The sequence below is a fragment of the Deinococcus roseus genome, from assembly GCF_014646895.1.
GTDB lineage: Bacteria > Deinococcota > Deinococci > Deinococcales > Deinococcaceae > Deinococcus_C > Deinococcus_C roseus.
In genome coordinates, this window is the sequence record NZ_BMOD01000013.1 from 24130 (window position 1) to 45361 (window position 21232).

Below are 21232 nucleotides of genomic sequence, written 5' to 3' on the forward strand. Positions count from 1 at the left end.
TTCACCCCCGCACGGAGCATTTATGTCTGGAGCCAAGATGGAAACCACCGCCACGCAAAGTCGCCGAGCCAAAGGCAACTTCATCGAAAGCAAACTCCCCAGGCTGGGAGGGCACATCTTCCTGATCCTGTACTGCCTGATTTCGCTCTTTCCCATCGTGATGATGGTGCTCAACTCCTTCAAAGGCCAGATGGCCATTTTCAGTGAACCTTTTGCCCTTCCCAACAGTGAAACCCTGTCTCTGGACGGCTACAAGTCGCTCTTTCAGGGGGCCAACTTCGGAGGCTACGCCATCAACAGCCTCACTGTTACAGTGACCTCGCTGGGATTGATCCTGCTGATGGGCAGCATGGCCGCCTTTGCCCTCTCCGAGTACACCTTCAAACTGAACACCTTCATGGGCCTGTATCTGTCTCTGGGCATCATGGTGCCGATCCGCCTTGGGACCGTGGGGATCCTGAATCTGGTGGTGGACATGGGCCTGATCAATACCCTGTGGGCACTGATTCTGGTTTATACCGCGCAGGGCTTGCCACTGGCCATTTTCATCCTCAGTGCCTTCATGAAAGGCCTCCCGAAATACCTCAAAGAAGCCGCCCGCATCGATGGGGCCAGCGAATACCGCATCTTTGGCATGACCTTCCCCCTCCTGAGGCCTGCCATTGGTTCGGTGCTGGCAATCTCCATGATTCCCATCTGGAACGACCTGTGGTTCCCCCTGATCCTCGCCCCGGGTGAGAAAACCAAGACCATTGTGCTGGGGGCCAGCGTGTTCCTTGGCCAGTACGTGAACGACTACACCGCTGTGCTGGCTGCCCTGACCCTGGCGATTCTGCCTGCCATCGTGCTGTACCTGTTCTTCTCCCGTCAGCTGATCAAGGGCCTGACCGATGGAGCCCTGAAGTGATGCGGGTCGGCATCATTGGTTCTGGCACCATGGGCCTCACCCACCTGCAGGCCTGGAAGAACCTGGGGGTGGAGGTGGTGATGCACAGCCAGGACCAGGCCCACGCCCTGCACCTCGCCCAGCAGCACGGCATTTCCACCATCCTGACTCTGGAAAGTCTTTTTGACCATGTGGACATCGTGGACATCTGCACCCCCACCGAAACCCACAAGGACCTGACTTTACAGGCCGCCCGTGCAGGCAAGCACGTGATCTGCGAAAAGCCGATGGCCCTCTCAGAGCAGGACGCACAGCAGATGATCGAGGCCTGTGCACAGCACAAGGTCAGGCTGTTCATTGCGATGGTGGTGCGCTTTTTCCCTCAGTATACCGCTGCCCAGAAGATGATTCAGGAAGGCCGCATTGGGCAACCTCGTGTCTTGCGCCTCAAGCGGGTGGCCAATCCCCCTTATGGCGGAAGCGCCTGGTTTGCCAACGAACAGCGTTCCGGCGGGATGCTGGTGGACATGATGCTGCACGACATCGATTACGCCATCTGGTGCGCAGGTCCGGTAAGCAGGGTCTACGCCCAGTGCACCCGTGCAGGGATCCGCCAGTATGCACAGGCGATTCTCACCCACACGGGAGGGGCCATCAGCCATGTGGAATGCGGATGGGTGTACCCTCCGGGCGTGTTCCGCACCGGCCTCGACATTGCAGGCAGTGAAGGCCTGATCGAGTGGTCCTCAGATCAGCTCCCCACCCTCCGGCACCTGCAGGCAGAAGAGAACAGCAGCAAACCCCAGGTGGGCCTCCCTGCCGTTGCAGGAGCAGATCCCTTCCTGCTCGAACTGCAGCATGCCCATCAGGCCATAGAGAGTGGAACCGAATTCAGAGTCACCTCTCAAGACGCCCTTTACGCCCTGAGGGTGGCCCTGGCTGCCCGCGAATCTTCCCGGCACCACACCGCCATCAACCTCGGGAGGCACCCATGAACATCGGCATTCTGAGTTTTGCCCACGTGCACGCCGAACATTATCAGGCACTTTTAAAGGCCACCCCCGGTGTGAATTTTGTGGGGTACTGGGACGATGGTCCAGAAGCAGGGCTTTACGCCAGCCTGTATGGCATCCGGCAGTTTGACACCCCAGAAGCCCTGCTTGCTGAGGTGGAAGGGGTCGTGGTCTGCAGTGAAACCTCCCGTCACCTGGAATTCGTGAAGCTCGCGGCACAATCGGGCGTGCATGTCCTGTGTGAAAAACCCATCGCCACCACCGTGCAGGATGCTGAGGCCATGAGAGACATCTGCGAGAATTACGGGGTGCGCTTCATGACCGCCTTCCCGATGCGCTTTGACCCCACCCTGGTCAACCTGCGGGAAAGACTGACGGCCCAGGAACTCGGGACGGTCCTCGGGGTGAACGGCATCAACCACAGCGAGAACCCCACCCACCACCGCAAATGGTTTGGGGACCCGGCACAGTCGGGTGGAGGGGCCGTGATCGATCACGTGGTGCACCTGGTGGATCTGGTGCGCTGGGCCTTTCAGACCGAGGTGCAGTCGGTGTACGCCAGCATCCAGTGGCAGATGGACCCTTACAAACTGGACACCGGAGGCCTCTTGCTGTTAAACCTGCAGAACCGCGTTCAGGTCAGCATTGATTGCAGCTGGAGCCGCCCCTCAAGTTACCCCCGCTGGGGCCACTTCAAACTGGAAGTGATCGGCGAAGAAGGGGTCTTGTTCATTGATCCCTTTGCCGACCACATGACGGTTTACGGCAAGAACACCCCTGCAACCTGGATGGGTTTCGGGCCAGATCCCATTCAGGGCATGCTGGACGCATTTGTGGATGCTGTGAAAAAAGGAGAACAGCCTGCAGTCGGCTGGCAGGACGGTTTTGAGACTTTGAGGGTGATTCAGGCCGTTTACGAGTCGGACCGCACCGGTCAGCCTGTGGAATTGAGGCCCCTGTGACCTTTTTGCAGAACACTCCAGCCCAGGAAGAACCCATCATGTCTGACCCCCTGATGCTGCAGGAAGCCCGTGAATTTCCCCGCCTTGCCCTGATGCAGGCTGCCCACAACCGGGATTTGCTTCGCGAACTGGCCCGGCGCATCCAGCGTTTCAAGCCCAGATTTGTCGCCACCGTGGCCAGAGGGTCCAGCGATCACGCCGCCCAGTTTGTGAAATACGCCTTTGAAACCCAGCTGGGCTGGCCTGTGGTCAGTGTGGCCCCCTCGGTGGTGAGTGCCTACCACCAGCAGTTGCAGTGGGAAGGTGCCCTGGTGATCGCGATCTCCCAGTCGGGTGCCTCACCAGATGTGGTGGAGCCTGTAGAACAGGCCAGAAAAGCTGGAGCCCTCACGGTGGCAATGGTGAACAGTGAAGATTCTCCACTGGCTCAGGCTGCAGAGTTTGTGGTGCCCCTCAGGGCCGGGGAGGAGAAGGCCGTTGCCGCCACCAAGAGCTTTCTGGCCAGCCTCACGGGTGCCTTGCAGCTCTTGCAGGAACTTGCGCTGGACGCCACTTTAAACAAGGCCATGGGGTGGCTTCCCGAAGCCCTGCAATCCACACTGGAACTGGAAAGTCTGACAAAAGCACGTGCAGAACGCTTCCGATTTGTGGAGCATCTGGTGGTCCTGGGGCGGGGAATGCACCTTGCCGTTGCCCATGAAACCGCCCTGAAACTCAAGGAAACCTCGGGGATTTTTGCACAGGCCTACTCTGCTGCAGAATTTGCCCACGGTCCCATGCGGGTCATCCGGGAAGGTTTTCCTGTGCTGTGTTTTCAGGGCATGGACGAAACCCGAATGCTCACTTCTGCGGCCTGCCTGGCCCTGAAAGAACGGGGCGCAGACCTCTCCGGATTTGGATGCGGCCTGAATGGGGAATCCCTGCATGACCTCAGAACCATGCCCACCGGGCACCGTCTGACCGATCCCCTGCCTGCCATGGTGGCTGCTTACTTCTTTGCAGGCCATCTGGCCCTGCACAGAGGTCTGAATCCTGATGCGCCTCCATCCTTGCAAAAAGTCACGTTGACCCGTTGACTGCCCCCAATCCAGGGGAACACCACCCTGCAGAGGGTGGTGTTCTGGTTCTCGGGCTGCCTTCAGGGAGGCAAAAATGGCTTTCATCCAGGGCGGTGCTGTCCAGCTGAAACAGTGGGTGATGGTGGGAAGTCAAAATCATAAAGAACCTCTGGGGTTTTGGGTCACAGCTGGCTTTCTCCAAAAGCATACTGGGCCGCAAGGCTGGCCGCACCCCGGCCCCAGCTGGTGAAATCCTCTGGATGCCAGGGCACCAGTTTCACGGGCGTGGGGTGGGCAGACTGGGCGTGCAGGGTGGCAAGCCTGCTGTTTGATGCTGGACAAATCAATTCTCCAGCCCTCCTGCAAATCGGGGAGGCTGGCTCCAACAAGAACCACGCAGCCAACCCCACCAGCGTGCAGGATGTGTATTTCCGCATTGGGGGTGCAGGGGCAGGCAGGGCCACCCAGAGCCTGATCGTGAACAGCTCCAACACACTCATCGACCACATCTGGGCCTGGCGGGCAGACCACGGGGCAGGCGCAGGCTGGACCAGCAACACCGCAGACACCGGGGTGCTGGTGAACGGCAACAACGTCACGGCTTACGGACTCTTTGTGGAGCACTACCAGAAACACAACCTGATCTGGAACGGCAACGGAGGCCGGGCGTACTTCTTCCAGAACGAAATGCCCTACGACCCACCCTCCCAGAGCGCATGGCGCAACGACGCACTGGGTTACGCGGCCTACAAAGTGGGAGCGAATGTCACCATCCACCAGGCCTGGGGCATCGGGGCTTACTGCTACTTCAATGTGAACCCGGCCATTCACGCTTCCAGTGGCGTTGAAGTGCCCAACACCCCTGGAGTGAAAATCACCAGTGCCCTCACCGTTTCCCTGGCTGGAACGGGCACCATCGACCATGTGGTGAACAGCGCTGGAGCACAGACCGACCTGAACACCACGGCCAGCACCCTGGTCAGCTATCCCTGACCCTGAGCACAACAGCCACCCAGAAGATGCAAAGCAGAAAACCACGGATCAATCCGTGGTTTTCTTTTACAGCGGGTCACAAATCCAGCAGCACCACACTGTTTTCCTCCACCAGGGGAATCAGCAGCCTGTTGCGCTTCTGGTCATGACCGATGTCTGCCGGAGAAGAAAGGCTTCCCAGCAGCACCGTGACCTCCCCTGTACCAGACACCTGAAGGATCGAGTGGGTGGCCCAGCTGGACACCAGGTAGCCGCTGCCCACCTGCACAAGGCCATCCAGGTCACCGCCGGGAAGCCGCACAAAGCTGCCTTCTTCTCTGCCATTCTCCCCCACCCGGTACAGTTCGTTCGATGCCATGGGGGCCACCAGCAGGGTGCCGTCCTGCTGCACCAGCAAACCGTTGGGCTGGGCCAGACTTTTGCCGCTGGCCAGCACTGTCACCTGATCGTCCGGGGCGATTTTACAAATGGCATCGGTGCCGGATGGAGAAAAGTCAGAGCGCAGACCGCTGTCTGAAACATAAACGTTGCCCTGCGCATCTGCAACCAGGTCATTGAGGAATGAGCTTTCCTGGATGACCACATCCCGCAAGAATTGCCCGGTTTTGCGGTCAAACAGGCGCACGGTGTCGATGTCTGCCACATACAGAAGGTCCCCCACAATCGCAGTGCCTTTGGGAGCATGGAGGGTCACACCATTTGTGCCCCCTGCAATCCAGCGGGAGCTCAGGATCTGCCCATCGGGAGAGACCTGGGAAATGAAACCATTGTTGTCTTTGGATGTGGGGTTTCCGTTGATGTTTGAAACCAGATAAATGTCGGCCTGGGCATCATACAGCACGGACTCCGGGGTCTCAAAACCCAGAATTTCCAGAGGGGCAGCCCAGGCTGCAGACAGACCAGCAAAGGTGAGGGCAGTCCAAAAAAACAGGGTTTTCATCAGGATCTCCTTAAAGTGGGGGATGAACAGGGGTGCCAAAACACAGAGGAGCTGCCCTCGCCCCATCTGGAACGAGAGAAAAACTGGTCTTTGCAAATCAAGGATCGAGCACTTCTTTTCCCATCAGTTTATCTGGCAGCAGGGGATGGTGAACAGCAAGCTGATCTAGGTTACTGCGCCCTTTCAAAGGCGGGCTGGACCGACCTCTGGGAAAAGGTCGTGCAACAGCCAGACCCAGGAGAAAAAAGAGCCTGATTTTCCTGCAGGCTCCTCAGAAGAGCAGCAGAGGGACCGCCTTCTGGCAAAAGCATTTCCATAAACCAACCTGACGCTTTGGGGCAAAGACAGAGACAAACACCCCGTCTGGGGTGTTTGTCTTCACTTCCATGGACCTGAATTCAAAAGGGAGAGGCGAACACCAGAGGCGGCAAACTTTGCAGGCAATCCTGATTCACAGCAGTTCCAGATTCCAGAAACCCAGAGAGGATCTGCAAGGTGCACTGGAATTCCTGGGGGTTGCCGTAACTGCCATGCCCCCCAGCAGGCAGCACCACATGCAGGTGGTTCTTCAAACCCGGGCGCACCTGCTCTGCCTGGCTGGGGGGGGTGCGGGGATCCAGTTGTCCGGACAGCAAAAGCACTGGAAGGTCCGTCTTGAGCGGCGCATTGTAATCTGCTGGATCAGGCTGGAAAGGCTGACTGGTGTCCGTGCAGGGCGTGGCCTGAGGATGCGCAGCGCAATACATGTGCCCCCCCATCATCTGGGCCATCACCGAACCAAACGGGTTCTGTGCCGTCAAATAAATGCCTTTTTCCTGCACCAGTTTTGCAAAATCCCCCACCGCCAGTTGATCAATGACCTTTGGAATGGACTGCGCCCGGTCATATCCATTCACGAAAATCAGGAACTTCAGGGCCTTCTGGTCAATGGTGAGGTCCTGCCCTCCCAGGCGCACCACCACAGGCTTCTGGGCCGCCTGATCCAGCAGGGCAGCGTAATCCACTTTCAGGGTGGGGTACCATTTGGCGCAAACAGGGGACTCCTCGCACAACCCAATGATGTGCTCGATGTAAGCCCCCTGATCCACATCCTCAAACTGCGTGGCGTCCATCACGCCCTGCAACACCACTTTCTGGACACCATCGGGATGGTACTTCAGGTGTTTCTGGGCCAGGTAGGTGCCATAAGAAAGCCCATACAGGTTGATTTTGCCGCCCAGAGCAAGCTTGAGGTCCTGCAGGTCTTCGGCACTTTCCAGGGTGGTCAGGGTGGTGACATCCACGCCTTTTTGCTGCACGGCTTTGATGCAATCCTCCACGCTGGGGGTGTTCTGGCAGGAGGTCTGGGGTTCACTTTTGCCTGATCCGCGCTGGTCATAGAGGATCACATCGCCCTGTTTCAGAAAGGCACCCATCCACTCGGATTTTGCTGCCGGGTTGTAGAGGTTGGGCTGAATCCACGACTGAAAAAACCATTCCAGGGTGTCTCCCGGCCCGCCATTGAGCATGACGGTGGGGATGCCCGGAGACTGAAAAGGGCTTTTGATGCGCAGCACATGCAGCTTGTAGCTGCCTTTTGTGGGGTCCTGATGCCGGACCGGTACAGACAGCTGATGACAGCTGAAATCCTGACCTTCCTGATAGGAAGCGCTGAATTGCAGGTTGCAAGGGGCAGGGGTCAGGATTGGAGCCGCCTGTGCAACGCTGCTGGCGGCGATGAACACAAACAGTGATTTGAACAATGTCATGGATGTCTTTCTGGGTCTTGAATTGGAGATGAAAAGGTTTGCCCTGAGCGTTCACGAACGCTGCGGGCGAACGTCTCTGGGGTTCTGATGCACCACCCCTGTCAAAACAGCCGGAGGACGGGCATGTTCGGAGGTCTGGTTTGCCTCCAGAAGAACCCGTCTTCTTTTTAAAGTTGTGAAATCAACACCTGGATGAACTTCTGGGGTTTATTTCACGGCTTTGAACTGCTGGGTTTTGCTTGCCTGGCCCTTCAAGAGGGTGTAAGGGCTCAGCAGTGCCATGGCTCCAGCCATCAGGATGTACAGGGGCCACACCCGGCCCCAGTCCAGATTCAGCACAAAAATCAGCCCGGTGAGCACCACCGGCAGACCCAGTGCAAAGGTGCCCCCCACCCTGGGGGTGTAACCCTCCTTCTGGTACCACTGGTAGGCCAGGGACCATCCCATGATCCCCGGGAACACGATGAACCAGGCCCACCAGTTGGGCAGCCCAACCTGCAATGTGAAAACGAGCGTCAAAATCACACCGGTCACAATGAGCCCAACAGTCAGCAATTTCCATCCTTCACTGCTTTTTTCCATGCCTTCACCTGTTTTCGAAGCGCCCTCCTGGGTTGTCCCTGGTTGCAGGAGCAGTGCCATCAGAAAGAAATCACGCTTCTCATTTGACATACGCTGTCATGACGCAAGAGGTTGCAATTGCCTGAATCAAGTCCAGCCCTTCCAGAGGTCCTTCTGCCGAAACAGGGTCAAGCATTCTCAAAACACCCTTACGTCTGAGGCTGGGAGCCCTGGGCTTCCGCAACTTTCTGGCGCACTTCTGCCATGTCGAGCGCCCGCACCTGACCAATCAAATCCCGCAAGGCATGTGCAGGCAACGCACCTGCCTGATTGAACAGCAAAATCCCATCCCGAAACACCATCAAGGTCGGAATCGACATGATCCGCGCGGCCTGAGAAAGCTCCGGGTTGGCCTCGGTGTCCACCTTCGCAAACACGATGTCCTGGTGTTCATTGGAGGCTGCTTCAAAGACGGGGGCAAATGTGCGGCAGGGTCCGCACCAGGAAGCCCAGAAATCCACCAGCACAATGCCGTCTGAGGCAATGGCCTCCTGAAAGGTCGAATAGGTGAGTTCACGGGTCGGCATGGCTTCTCCTTATGGTGCTGCTGGTCTGGTCAGGTGATCCCAACGGGTGTCTGGGGGTTCTCTTCTGCTTCCTCTTTTTTCAGTGCAGAGGGAGAGTACGCTGTTGAATCCACCTTCCATCCTAATTCCGCAGGGTGAATTTGCGTGTGAGGATGGCTTCATTTTACTCACCAGCCGAAGCATGCCAAAAAGCAGAAGGGCTGTACGTCAAACCCACTGGTCAGGGACGGTTCTCAGAGAGCACCGGAATCAGCACGCGGTTGCGTTTGCTGTCGTAACCCAGGTCTGCAGGGCTGGCAATGCCTTTCAGCAGCACTTCTGCGTTGCCCTGGGGGTTGACTTTGTAAAGGGTCTGGGTTTCCCAGCTGGAAACCACCAGATCGTTGCCAACCTCCACCATGCCATCCAGTTGACCTCCGGGGAGGCTGGTGAACACTTCCAGCTTGCCATTCACCAGCCTGAACAGGTTGGCAGAGGAGTTGGAGGGGTTGAATCCAGTCAGAGGCAGCAACAAAAGCACCTGCAGCCAGAAATGTCCCAAAAGGCTTTCTTGACCTGCGCACCCTGACTGCCCGGGTTGGCAGGTGTGAAGGGGTCTGGGGAAAGTCGGTGGTTGGAGCATTTGACACAAGAATGATGAGGTGACTGCCTGGGTTGGTGTTGTTTGGAACAGCAAGATTCTTCTGAATCCTTCTGTTCCACTGAGAAATGCAGCAGGTTGTGGCCAGACCTCAGGGCCTGCCCATGAGACCCCGTTACTGCGTTGATCAGTGAAAAAACATCAACCACAGAGCAAACCGCTGATTCTTCGGTCAAAGGCTCTAAAATAACCCCATGAACATCAAACAATGGCTGGGCCTGAATCCTGAGGAGCATCACTGGGAAGCCTTTGTGGCCAATGCTGGAGTGGTTTTCCTGGATCCTCTGGGAGAGGTGGGCTTCAATTTGTGCGATGATCCGGGCAAGACCATTTCCATGGTGGAACTGGCTGGAAAACCTTCCCAGAACAACCCTGCTGTTTTTCTGCACCTCAGTGGCGTGCGGATGGTGGGGGTGATTCAGGGCGTGCAGGTGCAGGACCAGACCGTCACCCTGGATTACCATCCTTCCATGCGAAATCTGGTGCGGGCCAGGGGTTGTCAGGTTTACGTTGGTGATCCTGGTTTTGATTTTGAAGCCCTGCAAAAAGCCCTGAAACTGCTTTTCCCCTGAAAACCCAGATCCTACGCCTGTCTGCGGTAACTCTTCTGGGGCCTGCCACTGCCCTTGTAGAGGGCTTCCACAGCCGCCCATTCCCGTTCCACCAGATACTCCAGATACCGCCACGCCGTAACCCGACTGATGCCCAGCTGCCCGCCAATTTCCTCTGCCGTGAGGGACTTTGCCGAGTTGCCCAGCAGGTTCTGGATCTGCTCCAGCGTCACCTGCTCAATGCCTTTGGGCAAATGCACCTGGGGGTCGTGCCTGAGCAGGCGGTCCAATCTGGACTGGGTGAAGGTGCTGCTTCCGGCGTACATGTTCTGTCTGGAGAGGTAGCGGCCCAGCGCATCGTGCAGGCGGCTTTTCTCGAAAGGTTTGATCAGGTAGTCCAGCACCCCATCCCTGAGGGCCATCTGGATGCTGGCCAGATCGTTGGCTGCAGTGATCATGATGATGTCCAGCACGTTTCCCTCGGTGCGGAGCTGGTGCACCCATTCCAGACCAGAACCGTCTGGAAGGTACACGTCTACGACCATGAGTTTTGGGCGCAGGGAGGGGGTGAGGCGGCGGGCTTCCTGCAGGGTGTCTGCCACGCCCACCACCCGGAAAGGGGGCAGGCTTTCGATCATCTGTCGGTTGACCTCTGCCACCCAGGGGTCGTCTTCGATCAGCAGCACGGGAATCTCAGTCATGGGGGGCCTCACGTCGGGGGATGCTCACCCGGAAAATGCTTTTGTGGTCCTGAAAAAAGTATTCGATGGTGCCCTGCACCAGTTTGAGTTGCTGCTGCACCAGATGCAGCCCATACCCCCGGTTTTCACCTTTGCTGGAGAAGCCCTGCTCAAAAATTCTTTGCAGCACGTCTTCTGGGATGCCTCCAGCCTGGTCCTGCACTTCCAGTTGCAAACCTTCCGGGTCTTCGGCAATTTGCACGCGCACTGCGGCCCGGTCATGCTCCAGTGCAGCCTCGAAGGCATTTTCGATCAGGTTTCCCAGGGTCAGCACCAGCATATCGCGGGTGGTGCGGTCCCAATCTGCCTGCAGGTGGGACAGCGGATCAATTTCAAAGGGGAGGCCCAGTTCCCTGGCCCGTTCATGCTTGCCAATCAGAAGTGCTGCCACCTGGGGGATTTCGATGTCCTGGATGATCTCCCGGATCTGCTGGTGTTGCTTGACCTCCCCCTGCACCACCTCCAGAGCCAGTTCGGGGCGCTCCAGCTGGATCAGGCCCCCGATGGTGTGCAGGCGGTTCATGAATTCGTGGGTCTGGGCCCGCAGCATGGTGGCGTACTGCCTGACCTGGGTGAGTTCCTCCGCGAGGTTCATGGCTTCCTCGCGGTCCCGGATCACCACCACCGCCTGATCGTCTGGCAACTGAAAGCGGCTGACCAGCAAAGGACGACCTGCAAAATTCAGGCTGACCCCCTCAAAATCTCCATTGCGTTGCGCGTCGAGGTCCTGCCATTCGGGCCACCATTCCAGCATGGGTCCGATCTGGGTGTGCAGTTGCAGCAGTCCTGCTGCACGTCCATTGGCCAGGAGCACCTGTCCCTGCGGTCCCAGCACCAGCACCCCTTCATTGAGGGCACCCAGCACCAGGCGATGCTGGTGCACCAGACCGGCAATCTGTTCGGGTTCCAGGTTGAACATCTCCCGGCGGATCCTGCGGCTGACCCACATGCTGCTGATCAGGGCAAAAACCACACTCAGGCCGTACCAGGGCAAAATGGCCCCCACCACCCGCCACGCCACCGTCTGCACGGTGGGCAGCAGAAACCCGGTGGACACCATCCCAATCACAAAACCATCCTGATCGTGCACAGAGGCTTTCCCCCAGATGAAATTCTGCAGGCTGCCCTCTCCGGTGACAATCGGGTGGGTCTCGGCCAGCACATCGTCTTTGCTGTCTCCAGAGAGGATGTGTTTGCTGATTTCCTCCGGGAAAGGGTGGGCGTAACGGATGCCCAGGCGGCTCCCCACCACCAGAAAATCCGCATGCACCTGCTCCCGGAGGTCGTTCATCAGGGGGTTGATGGCGATGCGTTCTTCCGGGCGGTTCAGGTAATCGATCACGGTGGGCACGTTTGCCACCATCTGGGAGATCACCAGGGCACGTTCGCCGTACTCTGCACGGGTGCGCTGCACGGTGGTGAGGGCCTGAATGCTGCCCAGAATCCCGGTCAGCACCGAAAACAAAAGCAACTGCATCACAAAAAACCGCTGGGAAACGTTCAGGCGTTTCTTGCGGGCCGGGGGCACCACTTCTTCGGTGAGCAGTTGTTTTCCCATGGTGGTCTGCGAAACCATTTTGGACCTCGGGCGGAACAGGTATGTGGTCTTCATGTTACGCCCGCTGCTGTGACCGGAGTCTGACAGGACAGGCGCTGCACGCTGCCATCTAAAGCCATGCGGTGCATCAGCTGTCCCAGGGGCTGGATGCTCAGGGGGTGCCTGAGGTCCAGCACAAAATGCACGGTTTCTGCGCTGCGCTGGACCTGCACGCTTTTCAGTTCGCTGCCGCTGTCTTCGAGCTCCTGCAGCAGGGTGCGCCGGACCCAGCTTTCATCCTGCAACTGGCAGTCCAGTTCCAGTCGGGATTCCGTGAAGCGCTCCTTGCGGATGCTCAGCCCCTCCAGCAGGGTTTCCAGCCTGCGCAGGAGGGGGTGGGCCAGAAACACCACCCCGGCCCCGATGGACGCTTCCAGCACGAAGCCCAGACCTGAAAGGCATCCCACCGCTGCACTGCTCCAGAGGGTTGCCGCAGTGTTGAGCCCTCGCACACTCAGGCCCTCCCGCAAAATCGCTCCTGCACCCAGAAAACCCACCCCAGACACCACCTGGGCGGCAATGCGGGTGTGGTCCAGGGTTCCGGGTTCCAGTGAGGCAATCACCACAAACATCGCAGAGGACACCGAAACCAGGGCGTTGGTGCGCAGCCCGGCCAGACTTCCCCGCCGTTGCCGTTCCAGTCCGATCAATGTGCCCAGCAACACCGCCAGCAAGAGGCGCAACGAGAAATCCAGCAGGGCCACATGCATTTCACTTCTCCTGGCTGAGGGCAATCCCTCTGCTGAACTGCTCTTGCAGCAGGGTGAACATCACCAGAGGGGGCAGCAGGCTCACGATGGTCCCGGCCATCACCGAACCCCAGTTGGTGCCGTCTGCACTGCCCAGCAGCGAGCGCAAACCCACCTGCACCACCTGATGGTCCACATCGCGGATGATCACCAGGGGCCACAAATACTGGTCCCACACGTACACGAACTGGATCACACCCAGCGCACCAATGGTGTTTAAACTCATGGGGATCAGGATCATCCACAGGAACTGCCAGGGGCTTGCCCCGTCGATCTGTGCAGCCTCGGCCATGCTGCGGGGGATGTTCATGAAGTGCTGCCGGAACAGGAAAGTGCCCGTTGCAGAGGCCAGAAACGGCACGATGATGGCCTGGTAGGTGTTGACCCAGTTCAGGTCACTCACCAGATCAAAGAGGGCCACAATTTTCAGTTCTGCAGGCAGCATCAGGCTGAACAGCACCAGCGCAAAGAGGGGGGTTTTAAAGGGAAAACGGAAGTACACGAAGGCCAGTGCAGCCATCATGGAGAGCAGCGTTTTGCCTACGGTCACGGTGATGGCCACGATGAAGGAGTTGCGCATGTAGGTCCCGAGGTGGGCGGCCTGCCACGCATCTTTCAGATTTGAAAAGAAAGAGCTGCCGGGAATCAGGTTTGCACTGACCACCTGACTGCTGTCCTGGGTGGCCTTGATCACCGCAAAAATCAGGGGAAACGCCACCACAAAAACCGCCAGCGAAAGAACAACATGTTGCAGCAGCACCTGACGCTGGCTGCGCCTTCTGGAAGGGGCCTGCTGGTAGGGAACGCTCTTAACCGCCATAATGCACCTGCTTTCTGCCCACCCGGAATTGAATGGTGGTGAGGACCCCCACAATGACCAGCATCAGGATGGCCTGGGTTGCCGCCATTCCGGTCTGGAAGTTCTCGAAACCCTCGCGGTACAGTTTGTAGATCAGGAAGGTGGTCACGCCCGTGTCGCCATGAATGGGGCCGCCTCTGGTGAGGATGTCCACCAGTCCGAAGCTGTCAAAGAGGGCGTAGATCAGGTTGGCGAACACCAGAAAGAAGGTGATGGGACTGAGCATGGGAACGGTGATTTTCCAGAACATCTGGAAACTGTTCACCCCGTCGATGCGGGCGGCTTCCACCACCTCGCGGGGCAGGTTCTGGATGGCGGCAAGGTAGAACGCGATGTTGTACCCCAGGTTTTTCCACACTGCAGCGGCCACCACCAGAAAGAAAGCCAGATTCGGGTCATCGAGCCAGCGGGGTTTGATGCCAAAGAGGCTGTACAAGACGCTGTTGACGGTGCCGATCTCGGGGTTGAAGAGGAAAAGCCACAGGGTCCCGGCAATCGCAGGCGAGAGGGCGTAAGGGAAAATCAGCATCAGGCGGTAAAAGCGGCCCCCAGAAGGGATGTTGCTGGCCATCAGAGAAAGCAGCAAACTCAGGAAAATCCCGATGAACACCACCAGACCGGCAAAAAGCGCGGTCTGCCAGAACGCCTGCAGGTAAGAAGGTTCAGAGAGGGTTCTCAGAAAATTCTGCATCCCCACGTATTTCTGGGTGCCCAGCACCACGTTGCTCTGGTACAGGCTGAGCATCAGGGTGCGGATGGCAGGGTAATACAGGAACACCAGCAGCAGGATCAGCGAAGGAAAAACCAGCAGGTAAGGGGCCAGACGGCCCCTGAACACCGAGTTGTCAGCATGCATGTCAGCCTCCTGAGACATGAGGCTCCCGGAGGAAGGTCTTTCAACCTTCCCCGGAAGGATTGACCAAAGCAGAGGGGTCAGAAGTTGGCGTTGTAGTCTTTGATGATGCGGTCTGCCCTCTGCTTCAGGTCCGATAAGGATTTGTCGATGTCAGAGCCTTGCAGGATGCGCTGCAGGGTCTCCTCGACTTCTTTGCGCACCTCGTAGAAACTGCCAAACAGTGCGCCGGCGGTGGCGGAATTGACTTTTGTTCTGAGAAGCTGGTTGAAGGCCACGGCCTGTGGAGCGCCTTTTTCCAGCCAGCCTTCTTTTTTGAGGCTCTGCACGCTGCTGTTGCGCACCGGGTAATAGCCGGTCAGTTTGTGCCAGTCCACCATGTTGCCCGTGCTGGTGAGGAAAAGGGCGAATTCACGGGCGGCTTCAGCCACAGTGTCCGGTATTTCCTGGGTGACCCACAGGCTTCCTCCGCTGATCACCACACCATTGCGGGTGGTGCCGTCTGGAATGGGATACTGCCCGACCGCCACATTGAAGCCGTTTTTCTTGCTGTCGGTGGTGATGTTGCCAATTCTGGAGGTCGAAGCAATCAGGAAAACCGCTTTCTGGTTCACAAAGATGGCCTGGGATCCCTCTGCATCCTCGAATTTTCCGGTGTAGGTGTACATGCCGTCATCGTTGAGCGTTTTCATCCAGCGCAGGGCTTTCTTGAGGGCTTCGCTGGTCAGGTTGGATTCGGTGGCGCGGCCCCTCCGTCCGTTGTCGTTGTTGACGAAGGTCTCTCCCTGCTCTGCAACCCACTGCTCCATCAGCCAGGAGTCCACCTGGAAGGTGATGCATTTGGCCTCGATGCCTGCAGCCTTGATTTTCTTGCAGGCGGCTGAAATCTTGCCAAAGGTGTCGGGCAGGCTGCCCAGTTTGATTCCGGCTTTCTCTGCCAGGGTTTTGTTGACGTACAGCACCGGAGAGGAGGAATTGAACGGCAGGCTGTAAATCTTGCCCTGCACGGTGTAGTAGTTGATCACGGGCTTGATGTAATCCGAGTAATTGACCTTGCCAATGCTGCTGATTGGCTGGAAAATCCCGCTGTCGATGGCAAGCTGGCTGCCCGCCTCGCTGAGCTGCACCAGGGCCGGGGGTTTTCCCTGTCTGGCGGCAAGAATGGCGGCCTGGAAGGCACTTTCATAATTGCCTTTGGCCTGGGCGGTGACCTTGATGTTGGGGTGCTGCTTGTTGAACTCCTCCACTTTTTGCTGGATCCAGCCGCCCCGTTTGGAATCCCCGTAGGTGTGCCAGAATTCCACCTGGATCTGCTGGGCGCTTGCCATGGTCAGCAAGGCACAGGTGAGCACCAGTGCGTGTTTCATGTGTTCTCCTCCTCCAAAAGAAGCCCCTCCAGCACACTGTTGTGCGGTGATCGCTTCTGCTGTTTTTCAGGTAGGTTCATGGTAGGTGAAGCGTCTTTTTCCCGCAAGCTTTTGTTCATTCTGTTCGCGAAGGGCTGGACCTGCTTTGCTGGCTCACGTGCTGAACACCCACAGGCACTTGCATGTTCTTCAATCCAGGGTCTTTGTTGATCTTTGGAACGGGTGGCTTCAAAATAACCCGTTCGTTCCGAAGACCCATACCAAAGAGCCCACCTCTGATGCTGCGATGCCCATCGGTGCAAATCAGACCAACCACTCGTAGGCCACGAGCGTGATGTCATTCTCTTTGATTTCCTGGAGGGTGATCCGGTTTCCAGCAGGTTCCAACAGCAATTTCTGATCCAGAAAGAATGCCTGCAGACCCAGCACAAACTTGAGAAAATCCCCCTCCTCTTTCAAATTCTTCAAGATTTCCCTGAGATCAGGCTCTTTTTCATAAGCAGCCAGGCTGCGTTCTTCCAAAGTGTACCGCAATTGCACCAGAACTCGGGGATCCAACACTTCAGGCTCAAATTCCAGTTTGATGTCGCTCAGCAAGCGGTAGATATCCAGTGCCATGCCTTTCAGAGGAGCTTTAAACGCCTGCTTGCGAACCTGTCTTTTGGATTCCTGAATCACACCCTCAATGGCCCAGGTGAGGTAAGGATAGATGGCTGTTCCCGCAGGTTCGGCGGATCTTGGTACCTCCTGGGAGGCTTCAATCAAACGGTACACTTCCCGCCTGGAAACCATCACGTCGCTGTGGGTCAGGTCCATCGGGTAAACCCGCCAGAGCATCTGCTGGCCCACCCGAAGCGCAATAAAAACACCTCTGGCATTTTCTGGGGCCGCTTTTGCACTGTGAATGCCCAGAGGCAATTCATCCACATATTCACGGCCAATCAACTGCAAGGCAGACAACAGCGGCAAACGCATCTCATCGGCTGCACTCAATTCACTTTCCTGTTCAAGTTCATCGAGAACTTCCTGGTCTCCTGCATGAATGCGCCGAAGTTCGTCCAGCGAACGGGTGCTGATGGCTTCCCCCAGCACACTGGCATCCAATCCAACAGTGCGATCGATCTCCCAGATTCTTTCTTCCAGACGGCTGACCAGCTTCAAAAGTTCATCCAGGCCACGCTCGGGGAAAACATTATGGATTTGCAACGTCTCATATTCAGAACCCAAACGGTCAATGCGGCCTGCGCGCTGGATCATTCGCACCGGGTTCCAGTGCAGATCGGCATTCAGCAGAAATCCTGCATCCTGCAGGTTCTGTCCCTCAGACAGCACATCTGTGCAGACCAAAATGTCCACAGGTTGAGCCAGAATTTTGGCAAAAGCTTCATCGTCCAGATCACCCCGATTGGCCTTTGGAGCAAACCTCTGGATCAGCAGGTTGCGATCCTCTGCCCTGGTGCTGCCACTGATCATGGCAATGACAGGCTGGCCCATGTCGTTCAACCAATCCTGATCCTGTATTAAACCCTTATACAGGTAATCGGCAGTGTCATGGTAATAACTGAATATGATGGCTTTCTTGCCATGTGTCTCTTGACCCTTTAGACGTTGCAACAAAGCATTCTTGATTTCTTCCAGTTTGCTGTCTTTGCCCACATGAGTTTCACGGGCCGTCAACAACTCCTGAACTTTCTGCACCATCCATTCCAGGGCTTCCAGGTCTTTTTTGAGGTCATTCTCCAGCTTCACCCAGTCATACAGCTTGCTGTCCACCTGAGGCAAAGCATCCAGCAGTTTTTGCAATTTCTGGTTGGTTTCCAGGTCATCTTCTGAAGCCATGAACCGGAGAATCTGTTCGATCTTGCGGTTGCTTCCTGCATCCAGAAACTTGTGTTCCTGCAACAGACGGTAAAACCGCTTCTGAAACTCCATCTGGTTTTTCACACTCATGGAAAAAGCATGCACACTGGATTCAAGGCGTTTCAGGAAGTTGGTTTTGAAGATGCCTGTGAGGGCTTCACGCCTGATGACTTCCCTGTCGTCCTGTTCCTTTTTTTTGTATTTTTCGAGGTTGTAAGCCACCAGTCGCAGACCTTCAATGCGTTGAATGAAACCCTCATAGAACCCTCCAAGTTGATCAAACAAGCTGTATTCGATGCGGTGCAAAGTACGTTCTGGAAAGCGAATTTCTTTGCCACTGATCAGGATTTTTTCGCCCTGTTCCTGCCTGCGTTTGACATCCCTGCGACTGCGGCGCACCAGGGCGTGTTCTGCAAAATCATAGAACTCTGCGCGACCACCTGCCACCTTCTTGAAGTAGATGCCCAGATCCGGGATGCCCACACCGGCATAGATGCTTTCCCTTCCACGGGTCATCAGGCGCACCTGGTGGTACAGGTCCATAATGCTGTTGTTGACTGGAGTGGCGGTGAGCAAGGCCACGATCTTGTCGGTTTTGCCTGCACTGATCACACGCATGAGGTTGGTGTAACGTCCAGTGCCTGGTTTGCGAAAGTTGTGGCTCTCATCCACCAGCACCACATCGCAATTGACGTATTTGCGCCAGTCGAAATCTTCACGGCCCATGGACTCCATGGAAACCACCGTGGCAGGAATGGCAAAACGTTCCAGCAGAGGTTCCCACACCAAACGTTCCAGCTGGGCAGGACAGACCACCAGAGCACGGGGAATGAAGCCTGCTTTGCGTCTGCGCACCACGTACTCTTCCAGCAAACTGAGCCCCAGAAAGGATTTCCCCAGACCCACGGCATCTGCCACCATCACACAGCCAAACTGCTCAATGAGTTTGCAGGCCAGACGGAACCCTTCCGTCTGAAATGCTGCCAGCTCGATCACCTGCTGACTGGCCTCCTCGGGTGAACTGAGGGTATCTTTGTAGAGTTCAAAGAGCACCTTCAAAAAAACATCAAAAGGTGTATAAGGGTGCTTGCCAAACTTGGATTTTTCCAACACCTCTATCAGGTCTGCCTTGTACTCCTTGCTTCTGGCCCAGAAGCGGTCATACCATTCATTGCGCAAGCATTTGGCATAAAAATCCTGTTTGGTGACGGTGTTCAGTTCGCTGTTGTGGCTCAGGCCATTCAAGGTCAGGTTGCTGGATCCCACGATGGTGTAGCTGTCAAAAATGTATGCTTTGGCATGCAAGAAAGGATCATCGAACATGCGCACCTGCACTGCATCCCTCTTCAGGAAAGAAATCAGGCTGTCGATGACCTGAGCATTCCTGGAATTGAATTCTTCGGATTCCAGTTCTGCACGCAATTGCTTTTTGAACATGCGGGCCAGATCCACACCACTGCGGTCCAGTTTTGCCTCCAGTTGCTTGCCAATGATCAGCCTGAGGCTGTTCAGCTGTTCAAAAGAATCTTTTAGCAGTGCCCAGACATTGGGGCTGAAAAATCCGGTGGCGATGTCCAGTCGCTTCTGGTCGTATTCAGTGATGATGTTTGAGAGCACCTGATGCAGAAAATGCTGCTCATTGTCGGTATAATCTGGAATCGGCTTGGGCACAGACATATTTTAACATAAAGATACGGGGATAAAATAATCCCCGTATCTTTATGTCAGCATTGAATTACACCTTATGTACAGGCAAAATCAGGCCAGGAAAACCCATGCGCAGGCTCAATGAATGCACCATTTCCCTCAGGTAAGGCCAGAGGTTCACTGGCAAATTCATCCCTGCAAAGACCTCAAAAATCTCTGCTGAGATTTCAAGGTCATTGTTGTATATACCTTCTAGAGTGATTTTCATCTGGGCAAAATATTCGGGTTTTGCTGTGGCTTCAATTTGTTGTGAAAGCTTGATGGTGTAAGTCACACATGCACAAAAACCACCTGGGAATGGATCGAGCTTCGGCTTTGCCGTATGAATCTCAAAACCCAGTATAGCTTCTGGGATGAGTTTTGCTGTCTTTGAAACAGACATGTCTTTTAAAAGCACATTGACAAGTTCCAGGTGTTGAATAAAAGTGCTGTACTCTTCTGTGGTGGGTAAAACTTTTTTTCTGGCCATGTTTGCTTTCTGTCCATGAACAGATGACACTTACTTTGCCATCTGATGACTGGTTCTATCCTGATACTGGGGCCGAAGTTGCAATTGTACTGCTTTGCTGAAATGTCCCTTCACTTCTGTTGGCTGCTGGATCTGAGGCAAATGCAGGTGGGCATCCCGCTGTAAACGCCCCAGAATCACATCTCTGGGCTGCACCCCCATGCAAGTGGCATCCTCTTTGATCTGATGGTACAGTGGCTCAGGCACAACCACAGCACGCCTGGCAGCTGCGGTGACAGGAATGAACTCACCATTCACTTCAAGCCCCATCACCAGTTTTGCACCCAACACTTCCATCAGTTTTTGCAAAGTGTGCAGGGTGTGGTTGTGATCCACATTTTCCCATTTGCTGATCATGGCCTGAGACACCCCCATCTGCTCTGCCAGTGATTTCTGGTTGTGTCCAGCAGCCTCTCTGGCCTTCTTGAGGGCAAAAGCCAATTCTATGCGCTCGGACTCCTCCTGAGCGATGGCCTGCATTTCAGGGGTGTCTGGAATCAGAGCCTTCATCCATGCCATGAAATCCTGTTTGCCTTGTTGCTCTTTCATTTCTTCTTTCCTTTTCCTGTGCTTTTACTGTTTGCACTTTTCGGCTTTTTTGCCGGATGGGTACGACGGGGATCATTTTGAGGGAGCAGGGTGTCATACAGTTCCTGCCTGCGTTTGCGTGCAATCACTTTCTCAGACTCTGGAACCTTATCATTGGCATTTCCTGTTTTGGAAAAACCATGCAACAAATAAAAAGTGGTGCCAATGACTGTGCAATACAGAATTCTTGGATTGTTGGGGGAATTTTCAAGGCGCAACTCATAGAGGTTGTCTTCCAGTTTCTTGCTCAGAGGAGGACAGGCACCGAGCCCAACCTCCATGAGCTTTTGCAAACGGGTGAAAAAGCGTTGCCTTTCTCCGGGCAACAACGAAAGGATGTACTGCTGAACAGGTGACAGTTCCTCTGATCCCTCTGATTGATAATGCTCAATGGTCCACTGAATGCCCATTCCATCACACCCCTAGTATATAACCTATAGGTTGTTTTTCCTAGGGGAATGCTCT

21 protein-coding genes are annotated in these 21232 nt (G+C 55.9%); 6 read left to right on the plus strand and 15 right to left on the minus strand.

Going from position 1 to position 21232, the window contains the following annotated elements:
* Nucleotides 1-22: 22 nt before the first annotated feature.
* The 5 genes from IEY52_RS15785 (at nucleotide 23) to IEY52_RS15805 (ending at nucleotide 4912) form a co-directional block, all read left to right on the plus strand.
* Entirely contained in the window at nucleotides 23-907 is an 885-nt protein-coding gene (locus IEY52_RS15785) for a carbohydrate ABC transporter permease (RefSeq protein ID WP_229684837.1), read from the plus strand.
* Nucleotides 907-1881: a Gfo/Idh/MocA family protein gene (locus tag IEY52_RS15790; protein ID WP_189004044.1), complete on the plus strand. Its 975-nt coding sequence runs from the start codon at nucleotides 907-909 to the stop codon at nucleotides 1879-1881. The genes IEY52_RS15785 and IEY52_RS15790 overlap by 1 nt, the downstream gene beginning before the upstream one ends.
* Nucleotides 1878-2861, plus strand: a complete 984-nt coding sequence (locus IEY52_RS15795; protein ID WP_189004046.1) for a Gfo/Idh/MocA family protein — start codon at nucleotides 1878-1880, stop codon at nucleotides 2859-2861. The genes IEY52_RS15790 and IEY52_RS15795 overlap by 4 nt, the downstream gene beginning before the upstream one ends.
* Nucleotides 2858-3937 carry an SIS domain-containing protein gene (locus tag IEY52_RS15800; RefSeq protein ID WP_229684838.1) on the plus strand — a complete coding sequence of 360 codons (1080 nt, stop codon included), beginning with the start codon at nucleotides 2858-2860 and terminating at the stop codon, nucleotides 3935-3937. Before IEY52_RS15795 ends, IEY52_RS15800 begins: the two co-directional genes overlap by 4 nt.
* 294 nt (nucleotides 3938-4231) lie before the next feature.
* Nucleotides 4232-4912, plus strand: coding sequence for a pectate lyase-like domain-containing protein (locus IEY52_RS15805; RefSeq protein ID WP_189004048.1), 681 nt, complete (start codon nucleotides 4232-4234; stop codon nucleotides 4910-4912).
* A gap of 76 nt (nucleotides 4913-4988) precedes the next feature.
* On the opposite strand, the gene IEY52_RS15810 is transcribed toward IEY52_RS15805, so the two are convergent.
* From IEY52_RS15810 to IEY52_RS15830, 5 genes are all read right to left on the minus strand, one after another.
* Nucleotides 4989-5852, minus strand: coding sequence for an SMP-30/gluconolactonase/LRE family protein (locus tag IEY52_RS15810; RefSeq protein WP_189004050.1), 864 nt, complete (start codon nucleotides 5850-5852; stop codon nucleotides 4989-4991).
* Nucleotides 5853-6250: 398 nt separating this feature from the next.
* Nucleotides 6251-7600, minus strand: a complete 1350-nt coding sequence (locus tag IEY52_RS15815; protein WP_189004051.1) for an alpha/beta hydrolase — start codon at nucleotides 7598-7600, stop codon at nucleotides 6251-6253.
* 207 nt (nucleotides 7601-7807) lie between these two features.
* Nucleotides 7808-8182, minus strand: a complete 375-nt coding sequence (locus tag IEY52_RS15820) for a hypothetical protein (RefSeq protein ID WP_189004052.1) — start codon at nucleotides 8180-8182, stop codon at nucleotides 7808-7810.
* Between the two features lie 188 nt (nucleotides 8183-8370).
* Nucleotides 8371-8748, minus strand: coding sequence for a thioredoxin (gene trxA / locus IEY52_RS15825; RefSeq protein WP_189004053.1), 378 nt, complete (start codon nucleotides 8746-8748; stop codon nucleotides 8371-8373).
* A gap of 220 nt (nucleotides 8749-8968) precedes the next feature.
* Nucleotides 8969-9289, minus strand: a complete 321-nt coding sequence (locus tag IEY52_RS15830; protein ID WP_189004054.1) for an SMP-30/gluconolactonase/LRE family protein — start codon at nucleotides 9287-9289, stop codon at nucleotides 8969-8971.
* Between the two features lie 293 nt (nucleotides 9290-9582).
* On the opposite strand from IEY52_RS15830, the gene IEY52_RS15835 reads away from it, so the two are divergent.
* Nucleotides 9583-9960, plus strand: a complete 378-nt coding sequence (locus IEY52_RS15835) for a hypothetical protein (protein WP_189004055.1) — start codon at nucleotides 9583-9585, stop codon at nucleotides 9958-9960.
* Between the two features lie 11 nt (nucleotides 9961-9971).
* Here the strand turns inward: IEY52_RS15835 and IEY52_RS15840 are convergent, their stop codons facing one another.
* From IEY52_RS15840 to IEY52_RS15885, 10 genes are all read right to left on the minus strand, one after another.
* Nucleotides 9972-10640, minus strand: a complete 669-nt coding sequence (locus tag IEY52_RS15840) for a response regulator (RefSeq protein ID WP_189004056.1) — start codon at nucleotides 10638-10640, stop codon at nucleotides 9972-9974.
* Nucleotides 10633-12291 (minus strand): ATP-binding protein, encoded by a 1659-nt coding sequence (locus IEY52_RS15845; RefSeq protein ID WP_189004058.1) that lies wholly within the window; start codon nucleotides 12289-12291, stop codon nucleotides 10633-10635. The genes IEY52_RS15840 and IEY52_RS15845 overlap by 8 nt, the downstream gene beginning before the upstream one ends.
* Nucleotides 12288-12986, minus strand: a complete 699-nt coding sequence (locus IEY52_RS15850; RefSeq protein WP_229684839.1) for an MgtC/SapB family protein — start codon at nucleotides 12984-12986, stop codon at nucleotides 12288-12290. The genes IEY52_RS15845 and IEY52_RS15850 overlap by 4 nt, the downstream gene beginning before the upstream one ends.
* A gap of 1 nt (nucleotide 12987) precedes the next feature.
* Complete coding sequence (locus IEY52_RS15855) at nucleotides 12988-13845, minus strand: carbohydrate ABC transporter permease (RefSeq protein WP_189004060.1); 858 nt, start codon at nucleotides 13843-13845, stop codon at nucleotides 12988-12990.
* Entirely contained in the window at nucleotides 13835-14740 is a 906-nt protein-coding gene (locus tag IEY52_RS15860) for a carbohydrate ABC transporter permease (RefSeq protein ID WP_229684840.1), read from the minus strand. The genes IEY52_RS15855 and IEY52_RS15860 overlap by 11 nt, the downstream gene beginning before the upstream one ends.
* Before the next feature lie 77 nt (nucleotides 14741-14817).
* The gene (locus IEY52_RS15865; protein WP_189004064.1) at nucleotides 14818-16104 is read right to left on the minus strand and encodes an ABC transporter substrate-binding protein; all 1287 of its coding nucleotides are present in this window, start codon (nucleotides 16102-16104) and stop codon (nucleotides 14818-14820) included.
* Nucleotides 16105-16407: 303 nt separating this feature from the next.
* Nucleotides 16408-19635 (minus strand): helicase-related protein, encoded by a 3228-nt coding sequence (locus IEY52_RS15870; protein ID WP_189004066.1) that lies wholly within the window; start codon nucleotides 19633-19635, stop codon nucleotides 16408-16410.
* 64 nt (nucleotides 19636-19699) lie between these two features.
* Complete coding sequence (locus IEY52_RS15875; protein ID WP_189004069.1) at nucleotides 19700-20140, minus strand: protein-export chaperone SecB; 441 nt, start codon at nucleotides 20138-20140, stop codon at nucleotides 19700-19702.
* Nucleotides 20141-20170: 30 nt separating this feature from the next.
* Nucleotides 20171-20728 (minus strand): helix-turn-helix domain-containing protein, encoded by a 558-nt coding sequence (locus IEY52_RS15880; protein WP_189004071.1) that lies wholly within the window; start codon nucleotides 20726-20728, stop codon nucleotides 20171-20173.
* Nucleotides 20725-21177, minus strand: coding sequence for a type II toxin-antitoxin system RelE/ParE family toxin (locus IEY52_RS15885; protein ID WP_189004073.1), 453 nt, complete (start codon nucleotides 21175-21177; stop codon nucleotides 20725-20727). Before IEY52_RS15885 ends, IEY52_RS15880 begins: the two co-directional genes overlap by 4 nt.
* Nucleotides 21178-21232 lie beyond the last annotated feature (55 nt).